Raw genomic sequence first — 17,264 nt, forward strand, 5'->3', positions numbered from 1 at the left:
CAAATTTATCCACTCCTTATTTGTATTGTTAATTTTCATGACTTTTGTTAATAATTTTCCTGTCTCTATCACAATGTTTTGGCAAACTTTTCTATGTTCCTAAACCTGATGACCAAAAATTACATTCACCGAGAATTGCTGCCGGGGATTCGAAAGTTTTGCGTTATTAATGATTAAATGATAGTGTGTCACCCTGAGCCTTCGCTTTGACCATGCTTCCCTCTTTGATTTCCCCTTTAAGTATTTCTATCGAAAGAGGGTTTTCCAGATATTTCTGGATAGCTCGTTTTAACGGACGCGCTCCATATACCGGGTCATAGCCTTTATCTACAATAAGCTTTATGGCATCCTCTGACAAAACAAGGTTGATATTTTTTTCAGCAAGCCTTGCTTCAAGTTTTTTAATCTGAATTTTTACTATTTCTCCGATTTGTTCCGGCGAAAGGTTGTGAAAAATTATTGTTTCATCTATTCTGTTTAAGAATTCAGGCTTAAAACTTGCCTTTAATACTTCCGTAACCTTTTTTTCCATCTCATCACGTCTTGATATTCCCAGTTCCTGTATCCACTGGCTTCCGACATTAGAAGTCATTATAATAATGGTGTTTTTAAAATCTACGGTTCTTCCGTGGCCATCCGTCATTCTGCCGTCATCCAAAAACTGCAAAAGAACATTAAAAACATCCTGGTGGGCTTTTTCTATTTCATCAAAAAGTACTACCGAGTAAGGTTTTCTTCTGACCGCTTCTGTGAGATATCCTCCTTCATCGTAACCAACATAGCCGGGAGGCGCTCCGATAAGCCTTGATACCGAATGTTTTTCCATATATTCAGACATATCAATTCTTACCATTGCCTGCTCACTGTCAAAAATAAACTCTGCCAGCGCTTTGGCAAGCTCGGTTTTTCCAACGCCTGTTGGGCCCATGAATATAAATGAACCTATCGGTCTGTTTGGGTCCTGCATCCCTGACCTTGCTCTTCTGACGGCATTTGAAACCGCCTCAAGTGCTTCATCCTGGCCTATAACTCTTAATGCCAGACGATCTTCCATTCTTACGAGTTTTTCCCTTTCACTCTCAAGCATTTTTCTGACCGGAATTCCCGTCCACTTGGATATGACTTCTGCGATATCTTCGTCATCTACTTCTTCTTTGAGCATCTTTCTTTCGTTTTGCAACAACTCAAGATTTTCATTCGCATCATCAAGACGTTTTCTAAGATCTGCGGCTTTTCCGTATCTTAACTCGGCAACTTTGGCAAGATTGCCTTCTCTTTCTGCCTGCTGTTCTGCTGTTCCCAGATGTTCGATTTCTTCTTTTATTTTTCTTATAACCTGTATAAGCTCTTTTTCCTTATTCCAGTGCGCTTTCATCACACTAATTTCTTCATTAAGACCGGAAAGCTCTGCTTCGATTTTTGCAAGCCGGTCTTTGGATGACTGGTCCGATTCCTTCTTTAAGGCTACCCGCTCAATTTCATATTGAGTGATTCTGCGCTGAATTTCATCAATTTCAGAAGGCATACTGTCAATTTCTATCCTTAATTTAGATGCGCATTCATCGATCAAATCTATCGCCTTATCAGGCAAGAACCTGTCTGAAATATAGCGGTGGGAAAGAGTGGCTGCAGCAATAATAGCAGAATCCATAATCCTTACGCCATGATGTACTTCGTATTTTTCCTTAAGTCCGCGTAGAATTGAAATAGTGTCTTCAACACTTGGTTCATTTACCATTACCGGCTGAAATCTTCTTTCAAGAGCGGCATCTTTTTCTATGTATTTTCTGTATTCATTTAATGTTGTTGCTCCCACACAGCGAAGAGTACCTCTTGCAAGTGCCGGTTTTAACATATTGGATGCATCCATTGATCCTTCTGCAGCTCCTGCTCCCACAAGAGTGTGCAACTCGTCTATAAACAGAATTATATCACCCTCGGCTTTTTCTACTTCCTTTAAAACGGCTTTTAAGCGGTCTTCAAATTCCCCCCTGTATTTTGCACCTGCTATCAATGCACCCATATCAAGAGAAACAAGCCGCCTGTTTTTTAAAGTTTCGGGTACATCTCCTTCCACAATTCTTCTGGCCAGGCCTTCTACAATTGCGGTTTTTCCAACTCCCGGTTCTCCTATAAGAACTGGGTTGTTTTTTGTTCTTCTGGAAAGAACCTGAACAATACGCCTTATTTCCTCATCCCTTCCTATTACCGGATCAAGCTTTCCAAGCCTTGCAAGGTCTGTAAGATCCCTGCTGTATTTATCTAATGCCTGGTACTTTTCTTCAGGATTTGGATCCGTTATTCTCTGGTTCCCGCGAACATCCACAAGAACCTTTAATATCGAATCGCGTGTAATATTATAGTGTTTCAATATCTTGGATGCTTCACCATCACGTTCATCAGATATGGCAAGAAGAACATGTTCGGTACTCACATATTCATCTTTCATTTTGTCGGCTTCGGCAAAAGCCGAATCAAGCACATTTTTCAAACGCTGTGAAATGCTTACTTCTCCGGCGCCCCTGACTTTAGGCAATCTTTCAATCGAAGATTCAACTTCTTTTGCAACAGAATCAGGCGAAGCACCTAGCTTGTTAAACACTGCTCTTGCGATACCTTCCCGCTCGCTTAACATTGCAGAAAGCATATGTTCGGGTTCTATTTGCTGGTTATTCTTTTTTGAGGCCAATGATTGCGCATTGCCTATGGCCTCTTGTGATTTTATCGTAAATTTATCAAAGCGCATAAATGCCTCCTGATTTTATAATATAATTAAATTGCCTTTGTTTATCTCTTTTTGTTTATTACCGGATACTTACTTGCTTTCATTAAAATAAACACAGAAAACGTTATGTCAATTGAAGAAGAAATGTACGGTAGAAAATATATTAAGCAGGCAGCAGTAGTTTTGGCAAGTGGCAGGTAATTAAATATGTATCGTAAATAACTGTACGGCTCCAATCCGTTTGCTTTTGCTGTTTCTATCAGGCTGAAAAATATTGCACTGGCTTTGGCTCCTCTTGGGTGGCCTGAAAAAGGGTCAAGATCAAGCGAATCCTCAATAAAAAATGATTGGAGAGACGAAGGCTCCTATTCCAGCATCACCCGGACAACCGGCCAAACATGATTATGAATACAAGCGCAACGGGGTATGTAACATTTTTATGGCGTGCTAACCTCTTGCTGGCTAACGTATCGTAAAAATAACAGAAAGAAAGACCAAAAAAGACTGGGCCTGTTTTATAGATGAAATCGCGATGCAATATGAATATGCTGAAAAAATAACGCTTGTGATAGACAACTTAAACACTCATATGCCGGGATCATTCTATGAAACATTTCTTCCTGAAAAGGCAAAGGCGTTGTGGGATAAGTTCGAATTTGTTTATACTCCAAAATATGGGAGTTGGTTAAACATGGCAGAGATAGAATTAAATGTGCTAACCGGGCAATGTCTGAACAGAAGGATCAACAATATTGAAGACTTCAGGAAAAAAGCAGATGCATGGCAAAACTATAGAAACAACAGAAATGCAAAAGTCAATTGGCAATTTACGACTGAAAATGCCAGGATAAAACTCTCTCGGCTTTATCCGACACTTAATGAATGACATGACAGTAGTGCAATATTAAATTAACTTATATATCGTTGTAGGGTTATATTAGGTAAAATATTTGCTGTTACGATTTAAGAATTTTTATACTTCCATATTGTCCGTCAAATCCGGGTTTAATACTTACTTCATTATTCCGCATTTTTACAATTGCTTCATAAACAAGAGGAATCCCGGCTTTTTTAAGAACTGTTATATCAATATAATTTAAAATTTCGAGTTCCGGCCCTAAATTTATCAACAAATTATCATAGTTTGTTTTAACTTTTTTTGAATTGGGCCCGGTTTTTAAAATTTCGGAAAGAATTTCTATAAGGGGTATGGTTTTATAACTTTGGGGTACTTTTCTGTTTATTCTTTTGTTTGAAAGATCGTTAATTCTGTGAAGTACACCAACTGTTATGTCTTTATTACAAACAGGACATTTTCCACCATATTTTTTGGTTTCTTTGGGCATAAGAAAAAGATTACAGTTTCTATGGCCATCTGCATAGTATTTTCCTTCTTCAGGATAATATTCAATAGTACCCAAAAACTGCTTTGAATCTGCCTTTTTTATTGCAGAAGTTATAGCATCATATGAAAGATCGGTTTCAAATATATTTGCTTCTCTTCCTAATTTTGAAGTTGAGTGGGCATCTGAATTGGAGATAAGTGTTATTTTTTCTAAAAAGGTAACATTTCTGTTCATATCTGGATCTGATGATAAACCTGTTTCGGCTGCATAGATATATTGCGAAAAATCTTCAAAACATTCTTCAATGGAATTAAAACCTGATTTAGAGCCAAAAAGAGAATACCAGGGTGTCCAAATATGTGCCGGTATGAGCATTGCTTTATCTGAAATTTCAAGAAGAATTTCAAATAAGCTTATGATATCTATGTTTAATATTGGTCTTCCATTTGATTCTGTTTTTCCAAATTTTTTAAGTTTAAGATTTATTTTTTCAACTAAATTAAAGTCTGGTAATAATAAAAGACTGTGTATTTTTCGGGTTTTTCCATTTTTTTTGTATATATTGCAAACTTCTCCTGTTGGAATAAACCTGAACCGGCCTTTACAGGATTGAGGGATATAGCTTTCACAGCTGTTGGTAACTTCATCTTTTAACTGGTATAGGCCTTTATTATCATAAACAAGTTTTTCTTTTAATTCTTTAAGCCAACCAGGATGTGTAAAATCTCCAGTTCCTAAAACAGTGATTCCTTTTTTCCTGGCAGCAACATATAGATTTTCAACATTAATGTTTTTTGCAGATGCCAATGAAAAGCGTGAATGAATGTGAAGATCGGCTATAAATTTCATGTTTTTAATTAAAAACTCTTGTTTTTTTTAAAGAATCTATATATTAGACTATAACAGTTTACGTCTTATAATCTCTGGTATTTTAATATAAATTTCAAAATACCGCGGTTTTTCTTACCGCCGTAAATACAAATTTTAACAATAAAATTTATTTTGGTTTTCTATTTTTATGAGTTTATTATCATCTTCTGTATCTATAAACAGGTATCATGTCGAGGGAAAAATAAACGATTCTATTTTAGAAGTCGTTAGAGAAGGTTTAATAAAATATTCTTTTAAAGAATTTGAAGAAGAATCTTCAGAAAAGATTATCGGATGGACATCTTTTAATAATCATTTCAACCCTGATTTTACAGGTTCTTCTTTTATTATTGATGATGCTTTTGTTTTTTCGTTAAGAATAGATAAAAAATCCTTGTCATCAAAAATAACTCGAAAATTTTATCATCTGGAAATGGCCAAGCAGCTTGAAAAAAGCGGCCGCGATTATTTAACGGCAAATGAAAAAAAACAAATAAAAGAACATGTTTTAAATGTTCTTTATCTTAGAATACCGGCAACACCTAGTATATTTGACGTTGTATGGCATTTTGAAAAATCTGTGCTCTGGTTTTTTTCAAGCAATAAAGCTGCTAATGAAGAACTGGAAATCCTTTTTCAAACATCTTTTAAACATCGTCTTATTAAAATATTTCCCTTTTTTAAAGCGGATTTATTATTGGGACTTAAAGAATCAGAAAGAGATAAGCTTTCCGGTTTATCTCCCTCAGTTTTTATGGAATAATTATGCTCGATCTTTCTTTGGCTTATCACAAATACAGCTTTCTTGGCTGTGATTTTTTGCTTTGGCTTTGGTTTTGTACAAGCGAATCCGGTTCCTATGACCTTTTTAATAATAAAAGTGAATTTATAGAAATAGGAAATAAAATAGTTCTCGAAAGAAAAAAAAATAATTCTTTTGAAAAAATAACAATAAAGGGAGAAGAGGCTGATCTTGAAGAAGCAATGATTTCCCTTAAAAAAGGTGCTATTGTTAAGGAACTTAATCTTTTATATAAAAAAGAAGATAAAGAATGGAGTTTTACTTTAACAGGTGAGAGTTTAAATTTTTCTAATTTAAAGATACCTGATATTGGTTTTATAGAGTCTAAAAAAGATATAGAAGGTTTTGTTATTGAAAAACTTTATCTATATACTTCAATTTATTCCTTAATAGACAATTTATATAAAAAATATATATTATTAAGAATATCAGATGACTGGAAAAAACTTTCTATAGATGTTAAAAACTGGATAACTTCGTAATTCACTTTTTATTGTTCATATTCTTATTATATTTTTTTTGTTTTAAACAATTTTTTTTTCATTATTAATATTGTACCTTTTGTATTTTTTTTTTGTATTATATTTATACAATAATATTTTAATTTTATTATTTAAAATCAATTATTTGCTTAGTTGTTATAGTTATTAACATACTATATTATATATATTCTATTTATTAACTATAAAAATAAAGAAGGATAATTTATGAAAATAAAAATTATAAAGAAGGATGTGTATGAAGTTCTTTCTAAACTGCAAACAATTGCCGGAAGAAAAACAAACTTAGCTATTACTACAGCTGTTTTAATCAAGACAAGTAACTCAGGAATAAATATTATTTCAACAGATCTTGAAACAGGGTTTATCGGTTTTTATCCTGCTGAAATAGAAAGTGAAGGCAAAATAGCCATAAATGCAAAAAAACTTTTTGAAATAATAAAAGATTTTCCAGGGGAAGAAATATATATAAATGAAATAGATAACTTCTGGATTGAAATATTAAATAAAAACAATGTTAATTATAAGATGGCAGGTATGAATCCTGAAGATTTTCCAGGTATTCCGGATGTAGAAAACATTGAATATTTTGATCTGAAATCATCTGTTTTTAAAGATATGATAGAAAAAACAACTTTTATACCGGGAAGTACGGAAGAAAAAAGAGCCCATATAAACGGAATATTTTTTGAAAAATTATTGGAAGAAGGCGTAAATAAACTAAGGCTTGTTTCTACAGACGGAAGCAGACTGGCAAAAGTGGATTATGAATATGAAAATGTTTCCGGGGTGCCCGAAGAACCAGGAATAATAATTTCAAAAAAAGGCTTAGGTGATTTATATAAATTTTTGGAAACAGAAGAAAATATCAAAATAGGGTACAACAGTACAAATTTTGTTTTAAAAAAAGAAAAAGAAACTGTAATTATAAGGCTTCTTGAAGGAAACTTTCCTGAATATAAATATATAATAGACATTAAAGATTCATTTAACATTATAATAGAAAGACAAAAACTTTTAATGATGTTAAAAAGAATGTCTATTTTTACAACCGATAATTTTAAAGGGGTTATTTTTAACTTGGAAAAGGGAGATCTTTTGGTATCTTCTACAAATCCGGAGCTGGGCGAAGCAAAAGAAAACCTGCAGATTAATTATGAATTAGATTCGTTGGAGATAGCTTTTAATGTCAGATATTTTATAGAAACACTAAATGTTATAGAGGATAATAATGTAAATCTGATGCTTAAGGATGAAAAAAGCCCTTGTCTTATTGAAGGCGAGAAAAACAAAAACTTTTTAAGTGTTATTATGCCGATGAGAATATGAAAGAAGAAAATAATACATATAGTTCAGACAGTATAAAAGTTTTAGAAGGTCTTGAGGCTGTTAGAAAAAGACCTTCTATGTATATCGGGAATGTTGATATTCAGGGCCTTCATCATCTTGTTTATGAGATAGTTGATAACAGTATTGATGAAGCCATGGCAGGTTTTTGTAGCCTTATTAATGTTAAAATACATACCGATAACAGTGTTAGTGTTGAAGATGATGGAAGAGGAATTCCTGTCGGAATTCACAGGACAGAAAACGTGCCGGCAGCCGAAGTTGTTATGTTAAAACTACATGCCGGAGGAAAATTTGACAATGATTCGTATAAAGTGTCCGGCGGTCTTCATGGTGTTGGAGTTTCTGTTGTAAATGCTCTTTCGGCCAGACTTGATCTTGAAATTTATACGGAAGGAAAAATATATCATCAGGCTTTTGAAAAAGGTAAAAAAGTAACAGAGCTTACGATAATAGGAGAAACTCAAAAAAGAGGCACAAAGATACATTTTAAGCCGGATACTGAAATTTTAAATACCGATAAATTCGAATTTGAGATTATATCTAAAAGGTTAAGAGAGCTTGCATTTTTAAATAAAGGTTTGAGAATAAAAATAGACGATGAACGCTCTGAAAAAAAAGAAGATTTTTACTATGAAGGAGGAATTGTTACTTTTGTTGATTATATAAACAAACACAATGCGGTACTGCATAAGCCTATATATTTTGAGGGAAACAAAAATGATGTAATGGTAGAGGTGTGTATACAGTATAATGACACTTTTTCAGAAAAATTATTTTCTTTTGCAAATAATATAAATACTGTAGAAGGCGGTTTTCACGTTATAGGTTTTAAAGCGGCCATGACAAGAGTTATAAATCAATATTGCACAAATGGAAATCTCTCAAAAGATCTAAAGGAAAAATTAAGTGGTGAGGATGTAAGGGAAGGATTGACAGCCATTATAAGTATTCGTCTTAAAAGTCCTCAGTTTGAGGGGCAAACAAAGACAAAGCTTGGAAATAGTGAAATAAAAGGCATAGTAGAGTCGCTTGTAAATGAAAAATTGGCGATGTTTTTTGAGGAAAACCCGGCCGTAGCAAAAAAGATACTATCAAGAGCAATTGATGCGGCAAGGGCTAGATTTGCAGCAAGAAAAGCAAGAGATTTAGTAAGAAGCAAGGGTTCAATGGTTGATGCAACGCTGCCTGGAAAACTTGCCGATTGTCAGTCGTCCGAGCCCTCAGAAAGAGAAATTTTTCTGGTAGAGGGAGATTCTGCCGGGGGCAGTGCAAAGCAAGGCAGAGATAGAAAATTTCAGGCGATTCTTCCTTTAAAGGGAAAAATATTAAATGTTGAAAAAGCACGAATTGATCAGATTTTAAAAAGCGAAGAAATAAAAAACATTATAATAGCCCTTGGAGCAGGAGTGGGTAGTGAAGAAAAAGCTATTGATAATATTAGATATCATAAAATCATTATAATGACTGATGCGGATGTTGACGGATCACACATAAGAACACTGCTTCTAACTTTTTTTTACAGACAATTGCCGGAAGTTATTAAAAAAGGGTATTTATATATAGCACAACCGCCTCTTTTGAAAGTAGGTAAAGGTAAGAATGAACAATATTTTAAAGATGAACAAGCATTAAACGATTATACTATAAAACTGTTTTGTGAAAACAATAATATGTTAATAGATAAGGATAAACAAATTATATCTGACCATAATCTTTATCTATTTGTAACAAACCTGGCTGAATATTCTTATGTATTAGCAAGACTTGAAAGAAATGGAATAAAACCCGATTTTATTGAGATTCTGTTGAAAAACAATCTGGAAGATAAAAGATTTCTACAAGATTTTGATAAAATGACTATGATAAAAAACCTTTTAAATGAAAATAAATATAAGACAGAAGAAATTGCATGGAATCCCGAAAGAAATATATATGAATTAACTGTTGAATATCCTGAAGATCTAAATGATAACAAGATGTCAGAAGGATTGAAAAAGGATGAAATAAAAAGGTTTAAAATAGGTACTGGGCTTATTTATTCCACAGATTATCAAAAATGTGTAAATTTGGGCCAGAATATATTCAAATATGACAAGCCGCCTTTTTATATAACAGCAAAAGAAAAAAAGGAAATAAACAACCCGGAAACAAAGATAAATGATAAAAAGGAACTTATTATAAACATACTGGAAGAAGCCAAAAAAGGACAGGTTATTCAAAGATATAAAGGCCTTGGTGAAATGAATCCGGAACAGTTATGGACCACTACCATGAATCCGGAATTAAGAACCCTTCTTCAAGTTAAAGAAGGGGATTCAGTTGATGCAAATGAGATTTTTACCATCCTTATGGGAGATGATGTTGAGCCAAGAAGAGAGTTTATTCAAAACAATGCTCTTGATGTAAGAATGCTTGATATATGATGAGGATAAAATGTTAAATGTAGTTTCAATTACAGCAAGGGATATCCCTGATGCCTGGTTTCAATGTGTTTATAATATTATAGAGAATGGTCATAAATACGTGATTGAAAGAGGAAGTTTTCAGGGGCAGGAGAGGCTGGAATTTGATTATATTACGGTTCATATTAAACACCCCGGAATGCGCCCGCTATTGCCTGATATTCCACACGCCTTAAATATACCAAACCCGGTAGCTGAAGGGTATCTTGAAGAATACCTCCCATATCTCATGACAGCTACAAAATGTGAAAATGAAGATTATACATATGGGCAATACCTTGAAAGTCAGATCAAAGAAGTTATAAGAATGTATAAAAAAGACGGCCATGGAACGAACCAGGCATATATGACAGTTGGTGATCCTGAAAGCATATATCTTGGAGATCCGCCATGTTTGAGGGGAATCGATACAAGAATAAGATATGGAAAACTGCATTTTATGGTATATTTCAGATCCTGGGATTTATGGAACGGTTTTCCTGCCAATCTTGGAGCTATTCAGCTTTTAAAAGAATATATGTCTTTAGAAATAGGCGTACAAGACGGTGAAATAATTGCTGCAAGCAAGGGCCTGCACATTTATGATTATATATGGGAACTAGCAAAACTCAGAACTATGAAAAATAATTGCTGAATAAAGATAAAAAGTTCATGATAACTGAAAAACCACTGGTAGAATCCGGTGTGAAACAACTTGATCAGCTTCTTGGCGGACTGCGAATCGGAGACAACGTTGTTTGGTACGACAACGCAGGAAGTTTAGCTCCTGTATTTTATCTCAACTTCATAAAATCATCTCAAACCAATAAAAAATCAATTATTTATATTAACTTTGATCACTCAATTAAAACTCTTATTGAGCGGTTGGGGGCTCTTGCAGATTATGATAAGTTAACCATACTTGATTGTTTTACATATGGAAAAGGAGAAGGGGCAGAAATATTTCTTAAATTTTATAAAGAAGATGAATCCAAAAGAGCCTGTAAAATTATAACAATTGATGAACCGCGGAATGCAGATCATGTGACCGGGGCTTTTTATGGTCTTCATAAAACAATGAAAGGGGATGTCCGTTTTATCTTTGACAGTCTTACGGGAATGCAGGAACTGTGGGGAGGAGAAGATCAAATCCAGAAATTTTATTCGCATTCCTGCCCTCGGCTTTATGAATTAAATACTGTAGCATATTGGGTTATAGAAAAGGAAGCCCATTCCCAGCGCTTAAAAGCTAATATAAACAAAATAGCCCAGGTTGCTATTGACCTTTCTGTAAAGCGGGGAAAAACGTTTCTTTCGGTTATTAAAGCCGAAAAAAGAGATATAAAAATATTTAATGAACTTTTTTGTTATTGGAATAAAGGCCTTGATATTAACTTTGATTTTGAAAAGAACACACAGGCTCATCTTGATCTTGGATCTCATCTAAAAGAAATCCGTTCCAAAAAGGGATTTTCTCAGACAGAACTTGCAAAACTTATTGGTGTGACCTCAAGCACTATATCCCAGATTGAAAGTAACCAGATATATCCATCACTTCCGGCTCTTATTAAAATGGCTGAAATACTTTCTGTTAAGGTCAGTTCCTTTTTCGGAGAAAAAGAAAATACCTCTGAACAGGTGGTTTTTACACCATCAAGAGCAGCCGATATTCAAATTTCGAATTTATCCAAAGGTACAATTACCGGCAAGGCAATAACGCCTATGGATTTTGATTCCAAAGCAAAACCATATCTTATCAACATACCTCCTAAAACGAGCATACCAGCACATTTTTTTAACTATAAAGGTGATGAAATAGGCTATTTATTGTCCGGCAGTCTTCAGTTTAAAATAAAAAACAAAGTCCATACCGCCAAAACAGGTGATCTTATATACCTTACAACCGAAGTTCCCACACAATGGAAAAATTCCGATACCGAAACAGCTTCTCTTTTCTGGATAAATATCAGCTAAAAAAAAAGGCCCTTAAATAATATTTAAGAGCCTTTTTGAATATAATTTATAAAAGCTTAGGTATTAAGTATTTTCTTTGCACCTTCATCATTTACATCAGCAACATGCGGTATACCGGTTTCTTTGGCAGTTTCTCTGTTTCCGGACATAAGATCCGAGCGGGAAATATTTTTTGTTGAAAATTTTCTTGCGCCGGCCATAAGCTGCTGTAAACCACAAGATAGTTTATCTGCTAATGTGTAGAAAGCAATCGCACCGTAAGGAATGTTTTTCATTTCATCCTTACCGACTAATTTTTCCACATCAAAATAAGAAGCAAATATTTCTTTTGCGCTGCTTCCGACTTCTCTAACGGTTTTTGGCAATTCGGACCAGTGGCCATTAACTGAGGCCTTTTTATCCGGATCCAAAGCGCCTTCTATATTAGAGCCTACAAATCCAGGAATCATGATAGCCCTTCCCATGCAAACAAGCTTTGTAAAGGGTGCGCCAAGAGCGAGAGCTTTAAATATATGGTCTTCAAGAGCAAAACCACCGGCAAAAGACAGATCCACAACTTTTTGTCCTTTAGCAGCCAGGATACTGGCATATTCATATGCTTTTGAATGAAGGTTTATAGAAGGTACTCCCCAGCTTTGCATCATATTCCAAGGACTCATGCCGGTTCCCCCACCGGAACCGTCTATGGTAAGAAGATCAAGTTTGGCATCTGTTGCAAATTTGATAGACATTGCAAGCTCTTCCATACCATAAGATCCGGTTTTTAAGGTAATTCTTTTAAAACCTATGCTTCTAAGATATTTAACGCTGTTCATAAAATCTTCACGTACCTGTCCTACAGAATCCAGATTAGTTCCGCCCAAACGGCTGTGACGGGCAAAAGATTTGATGGAGCCTTCTTTAAAAGCTGCCTGAACTTCAGGTTTGCTTGGATCAGGATCAACGACATATCCACGGTTTTTCAGGAAAAGGGCATAATCAAGACTTGTTACCTGAATTTCACCGCCGATATCTTTAGCACCCTGCCCCCATTTTAATTCAATAATGCATTTTTCGCCGTATTTATCTACAACATATTCAGCAACTCCATTTCTGGTGTCTTCAACATTAAGCTGTACAATTATTGCACCATAGCCATTGTAATATCTTAAATAAGTATCAATACGCCTATCAAGCTCAGGAGAAATTTCAATCTTGCCTTTTTTGGTTTCGCCTGGTTTAATTTTTGATTCCTGATCAACACCAACAACATTTTCACCGATTACAACAGGTATGCCGACCAGCGAGCCGCCTATAGCAAATGAATCCCAATATTTTGCAGCAACAAAAGTTGAGCCTAATGCACCGGTCATAAGGGGCATTTTTATTTTGGTTTTTACTTCACTTCCAAATTCTGTTTCAAGGCTTACGTTTGGAAAAATACAGTCATCCGGATTATTGGTAAGACCTTCGCTAAGACCATTAGCACCATATGCATAGCCCTGAATTCTAAGAGAATTATAAGAAACTCCCACATGAGTGGTATTGTTTGCGCCGGCAGTTACAATACCATAACTTCTTGGATAGAGCAGTTTACGTCCTACCAAGCTTGATAACCAGGTTTCACATCTTCCCATACAATCTGCTCTGCATAGTGTGCAAAGGCTGGATTCGGCAGGATTGCCCCGGTTTGTGGTTCCAAGAACATCATTGCTTTTTTCAAATCTCATTTTTAATCTCCTTATATGATTCAGTAATAAATTATCAGATAGCAACAAAAGGCATAAAAATTATATTTTATGCTATCTTAAAAAACAAAAAAGGCATCTTTCCCATGATAGGGAATAGACGCCTTTGTCTACTTATAATTATATATTGCAGCCGTACGCCATTGTACGGCAATCGAAAAAATTTTCTAAAAAGCAGTTAAAATACATTTTAATTTTAGCTATACTTAAAAATAAGTCAAGATGTTTTTTGTTTCCGGAGGCTTTTTATTAAGTAACACTGAAACGGTTTGGATTTTAAAGAAAGCCGCAAGTGGAAGTTTATAGACCAATAGTCTATAAATTTAATATCAAACAACATGTAATCAACATTTATTCTGATCCCAGAAAGGAGATAATTCTCTTAGCTTTTTAATAATAGGTGGAACTTTTTCGATAATGAAATTTATTTCCTCTTCGGTAGTATATATACTTAGACTGAATCGTATTGACCCATGAGCAGAAGTAAAGGGAACCCCCATTGCTCGTAAAACATGTGACGGTTCAAGAGATCCGGAGGTGCATGCGGAACCTGATGATGCACAGATACCAAACTCGTTCATCATTAAAAGGATAGCTTCTCCTTCCACAAATTCAAACCCTATGCTTGTTGTGTTTGGCAAACGCTTGTTTTTGTCTCCATTTAAAATACTATTGGGAACAGCTTTAATTAAAGAATCTTCAAGTTTGTCTCTTAGCTTTTTTACTCGGGTTCCGATTTCATCAAGATTATAAAGTGCCATTTCACAAGCTTTTCCAAGGCCGATAATTGATGCCACGTTTTCGGTTCCGGCCCTGCGGCCATTTTCCTGATGCCCACCGATTAGAAAAGGAGAAAATTTTGTGCCTTTTCTTATATAAAGGGCACCAACTCCTTTAGGCGCATGAATTTTGTGTCCGGACAAGGAAAGCATATCCACAGGTACTTTCTTCATATCCACAGGAACTTTTCCCATAGCCTGCACGGCATCCGTATGAAAAACAATACCCCTTTCCTTAACGGTTTGTGCGATCTCTTCTACAGGGAAAACCACACCAGTTTCATTATTTGCCCACATAATGCTGACCAGCGCAGTATCATCGTCAAGATGTTGGTATAAATATTCAAGATCAAGAAGACCTTTGCTGTCTACAGGTACAAATGTAACCCGAAAACCGGTTTTGGCCAGGTTTTCAAAAAGATTTTTGATGGCGGGATGTTCAACCCTGCTTGTAATAATATGTTTCTTGTCGGGATTTGAAAGAAGAGCAGCCCGAATGGCTGTGTTGTCACTTTCGGTACCGCAGCTTGTAAATATTATTTCTGTAGGAGAAGCTCCCATCAAACCTGCAACCTTTTCACGGGCTTTTTTAATTTCTCTTGCTACATTTCCCCCGAAAGAGTGCATACTGGAAGGGTTGCCATAACTTTCTGTGTAATATGGAAGCATCTCTTCAAGAACTTCAGGCGCAACACGCGTTGTTGCATTGTTATCAACATATAAAGGTATCATTGATTTATCTCCTCAACGATAAGATCCGGGGATACAAGTTCTCTTAATTTTGATTCAACATAGTGTTTGAGAGTAATCTGAGATTTGTTGCATGAAGCACAAGTACCGCGCAATTCCACAAGAACCCTGTTTCCATCAACATCTATCAGCTCTATATTTCCACCATCTTTTTTAAGGACGGGTTTAATCTCTCTTTCCATAGTTTCTTCGATTAATTTTATTTTCTGTATATTTGTCAATTTCACCGCTTTTTTCTTAACAGGTTTAATTTTATCATAAGCAGTGTCTATAATCTCTTGGATTTTTTCATGGCATTTGCCACAGCCCCCACCGGCTTTTATATAATCAGTTACATCTTCAATTGTTGAGAGGTTATTTTCGGTAACAGCACGCTTTATTTCAAAATCAGTAACTCCAAAGCATTCGCATACAATTTCACCATCCACCTTTTTTTCTTTTTCACCCCGGTAGAATGCTATAGCTTTTTCAAGAGCATCCCGGCCCATCACGGAGCAATGCATTTTTTCCTTGGGAAGTTCTCCGAGATAAGATGCAATATCATCATTTGTAATCTTTGATACCTCCTCAAGGGTTTTTCCTATAATCATTTCTGTAAGTGCTGATGAAGATGCTATCGCGCTTGCGCATCCAAAAGTCTGAAATTTTGCATCCTTTATCTTGCAGTTTTCATCGAGCTTGAAGAAAAGCTTTAATGCGTCACCACAGGCAAGGGACCCAACTTCTCCCACTCCATCGGGATTTTCAATAACCCCCACATTTCTGGGGTTTAAAAAATGATCTTTAACTTTATCCGTATATTCCCACATGGTTTTCTCCAGATCTGTAAATCATATTATCAAAAGAAGATAATACCGTAGTAAAATAACTGAAAAATACATATTGCTGTTGACAGCATAAAGCGTTTAGCCTAAGAATTGCTTCATTTATTATAGCAATTTCTTCAAGAATTGTAACATTTTTTATAGGGGTAATTATAAATATATGTTTAATGCATGCATAATAGGAACTGGATCCGCATTTCCTGAGAAAGCTCTATTAAATAATGAGATCGGAGAGTTTGTAGAAACTTCAGATGAGTGGATTATTCGTCGAACAGGGATTAAGGAACGTAGAATATCTTTGAAAAACGGAGAAGGTACCGCAGATCTGGCCTCGCTGGCCTCAAAAAAAGCTATGGAAATGGCAAAAGTTTCTCCCGAAGAATTGGACATGATAGTTGTGGGCACGGTTACAGCAGATAGACTCGTTCCCTCTGCCGGTTGTATGGTACAACAAATTATAGGTGCCCAAAATGCTGCCGCATTTGATGTTTCTGCCGGTTGTTCCGGATTTTTATATGCTTTAACAGTAGCAGAAAATGCAATTCGTTCAGGTTCATGCAAAACGGTTCTTGCAATAGGAGTCGATAGGATTTCTACGATTCTTAACTGGCAAGATAGGGGGACATGCATTCTTCTTGGAGATGGTGCAGGTGCAGTAATAGTGAAAGCAAGCGAAAAGGAAAAAGGCATCCTTTCAAGCCATCTTAAATCGGATGGTACTCTATGGGAGTTATTATATAGTAAGGAAGGGAATACTTATATCCCTGAATGCCTTGAAGGGCTTAAGCCTAAATCAAGTTACTTGGTTATGGATGGTAACCGACTTTTCAAAAAGGCGGTAAATTCTCTTACAGAAATAGCAAAACATGCTTTGAAGCATAACGGCCTTTCCGTTGAAGACATATCAATGTTGGTGCCGCACCAGGCTAATTTGCGTATTATTCAGGCAACATCTCAAAGCTTGGGCATTCCTTTTGAAAAAATTTATATAAACGTAGATCGATATGGGAATACATCTGCTGCTTCCATACCGCTTGCTCTTGATGAAGCAAACAGGAAGGGGCTTATAAAAAAAGATGATTATGTGCTGTTAATCACCTTTGGTGCTGGTATTACATGGGGAGGAACGGTGTTGAGATGGTGCTTCTGATAATTTTTTATAACTTCAAAGTGTTC

12 protein-coding genes and 2 pseudogenes are annotated in these 17,264 nt (G+C 35.5%); 8 read left to right on the forward strand and 6 right to left on the reverse strand.

What is annotated here, in order from left to right:
- Nucleotides 1–166: 166 nt before the first annotated feature.
- A complete protein-coding gene (gene clpB, locus KKC46_01180) occupies nt 167–2,746 on the reverse strand; it encodes an ATP-dependent chaperone ClpB (GenBank protein ID MBU1052423.1) in 2,580 nt (859 codons plus the stop codon).
- Between the two features lie 194 nt (nt 2,747–2,940).
- A pseudogene (locus KKC46_01185) lies at nt 2,941–3,021 on the reverse strand (transposase domain-containing protein).
- Nucleotides 3,022–3,065: 44 nt separating this feature from the next.
- On the opposite strand from KKC46_01185, the pseudogene KKC46_01190 reads away from it, so the two are divergent.
- A pseudogene (locus KKC46_01190) lies at nt 3,066–3,611 on the forward strand (IS630 family transposase).
- A gap of 70 nt (nt 3,612–3,681) precedes the next feature.
- Here the strand turns inward: KKC46_01190 and KKC46_01195 are convergent.
- The gene (locus tag KKC46_01195; GenBank protein ID MBU1052424.1) at nt 3,682–4,920 is read right to left on the reverse strand and encodes an endonuclease Q family protein; all 1,239 of its coding nucleotides are present in this window, start codon (nt 4,918–4,920) and stop codon (nt 3,682–3,684) included.
- Nucleotides 4,921–5,089: 169 nt separating this feature from the next.
- Between KKC46_01195 and rdgC the strand changes: the two genes are divergently transcribed.
- The 6 genes from rdgC to KKC46_01225 all read left to right on the forward strand — a co-directional run bounded on the left by rdgC (nt 5,090) and on the right by KKC46_01225 (nt 12,008).
- The gene (gene rdgC / locus KKC46_01200) at nt 5,090–5,704 is read left to right on the forward strand and encodes a recombination-associated protein RdgC (protein MBU1052425.1); all 615 of its coding nucleotides are present in this window, start codon (nt 5,090–5,092) and stop codon (nt 5,702–5,704) included.
- 2 nt (nt 5,705–5,706) lie between these two features.
- The gene (locus tag KKC46_01205) at nt 5,707–6,225 is read left to right on the forward strand and encodes a hypothetical protein (protein ID MBU1052426.1); all 519 of its coding nucleotides are present in this window, start codon (nt 5,707–5,709) and stop codon (nt 6,223–6,225) included.
- 225 nt (nt 6,226–6,450) lie between these two features.
- Nucleotides 6,451–7,572 (forward strand): DNA polymerase III subunit beta, encoded by a 1,122-nt coding sequence (gene dnaN / locus KKC46_01210; GenBank protein MBU1052427.1) that lies wholly within the window; start codon nt 6,451–6,453, stop codon nt 7,570–7,572.
- Entirely contained in the window at nt 7,569–10,016 is a 2,448-nt protein-coding gene (gyrB, locus tag KKC46_01215; GenBank protein MBU1052428.1) for a DNA topoisomerase (ATP-hydrolyzing) subunit B, read from the forward strand. Before dnaN ends, gyrB begins: the two co-directional genes overlap by 4 nt.
- A gap of 10 nt (nt 10,017–10,026) precedes the next feature.
- Nucleotides 10,027–10,689: a thymidylate synthase gene (locus KKC46_01220; protein ID MBU1052429.1), complete on the forward strand. Its 663-nt coding sequence runs from the start codon at nt 10,027–10,029 to the stop codon at nt 10,687–10,689.
- A 17-nt stretch (nt 10,690–10,706) separates the two neighbouring features.
- On the forward strand, nt 10,707–12,008 hold the full coding sequence (locus tag KKC46_01225) for a helix-turn-helix domain-containing protein (protein MBU1052430.1): 1,302 nt from the start codon (nt 10,707–10,709) through the stop codon (nt 12,006–12,008).
- A 56-nt stretch (nt 12,009–12,064) separates the two neighbouring features.
- Here KKC46_01225 and KKC46_01230 read toward each other — a convergent pair whose 3' ends face one another.
- The 3 genes from KKC46_01230 to nifU form a co-directional block, all read right to left on the reverse strand.
- Nucleotides 12,065–13,717 carry an FMN-binding glutamate synthase family protein gene (locus tag KKC46_01230; protein ID MBU1052431.1) on the reverse strand — a complete coding sequence of 551 codons (1,653 nt, stop codon included), beginning with the start codon at nt 13,715–13,717 and terminating at the stop codon, nt 12,065–12,067.
- 362 nt (nt 13,718–14,079) lie between these two features.
- Entirely contained in the window at nt 14,080–15,246 is a 1,167-nt protein-coding gene (nifS, locus tag KKC46_01235) for a cysteine desulfurase NifS (GenBank protein ID MBU1052432.1), read from the reverse strand.
- On the reverse strand, nt 15,243–16,073 hold the full coding sequence (gene nifU, locus KKC46_01240; protein MBU1052433.1) for a Fe-S cluster assembly protein NifU: 831 nt from the start codon (nt 16,071–16,073) through the stop codon (nt 15,243–15,245). Before nifU ends, nifS begins: the two co-directional genes overlap by 4 nt.
- Nucleotides 16,074–16,248: 175 nt before the next feature.
- Here nifU and KKC46_01245 point away from each other — a divergent pair, with 175 nt between their 5' ends.
- Nucleotides 16,249–17,238, forward strand: coding sequence for a ketoacyl-ACP synthase III (locus KKC46_01245; protein ID MBU1052434.1), 990 nt, complete (start codon nt 16,249–16,251; stop codon nt 17,236–17,238).
- Nucleotides 17,239–17,264 lie beyond the last annotated feature (26 nt).

Source organism: Pseudomonadota bacterium (genome assembly GCA_018817425.1).
Lineage (GTDB): Bacteria > Desulfobacterota > Desulfobacteria > Desulfobacterales > RPRI01 > RPRI01.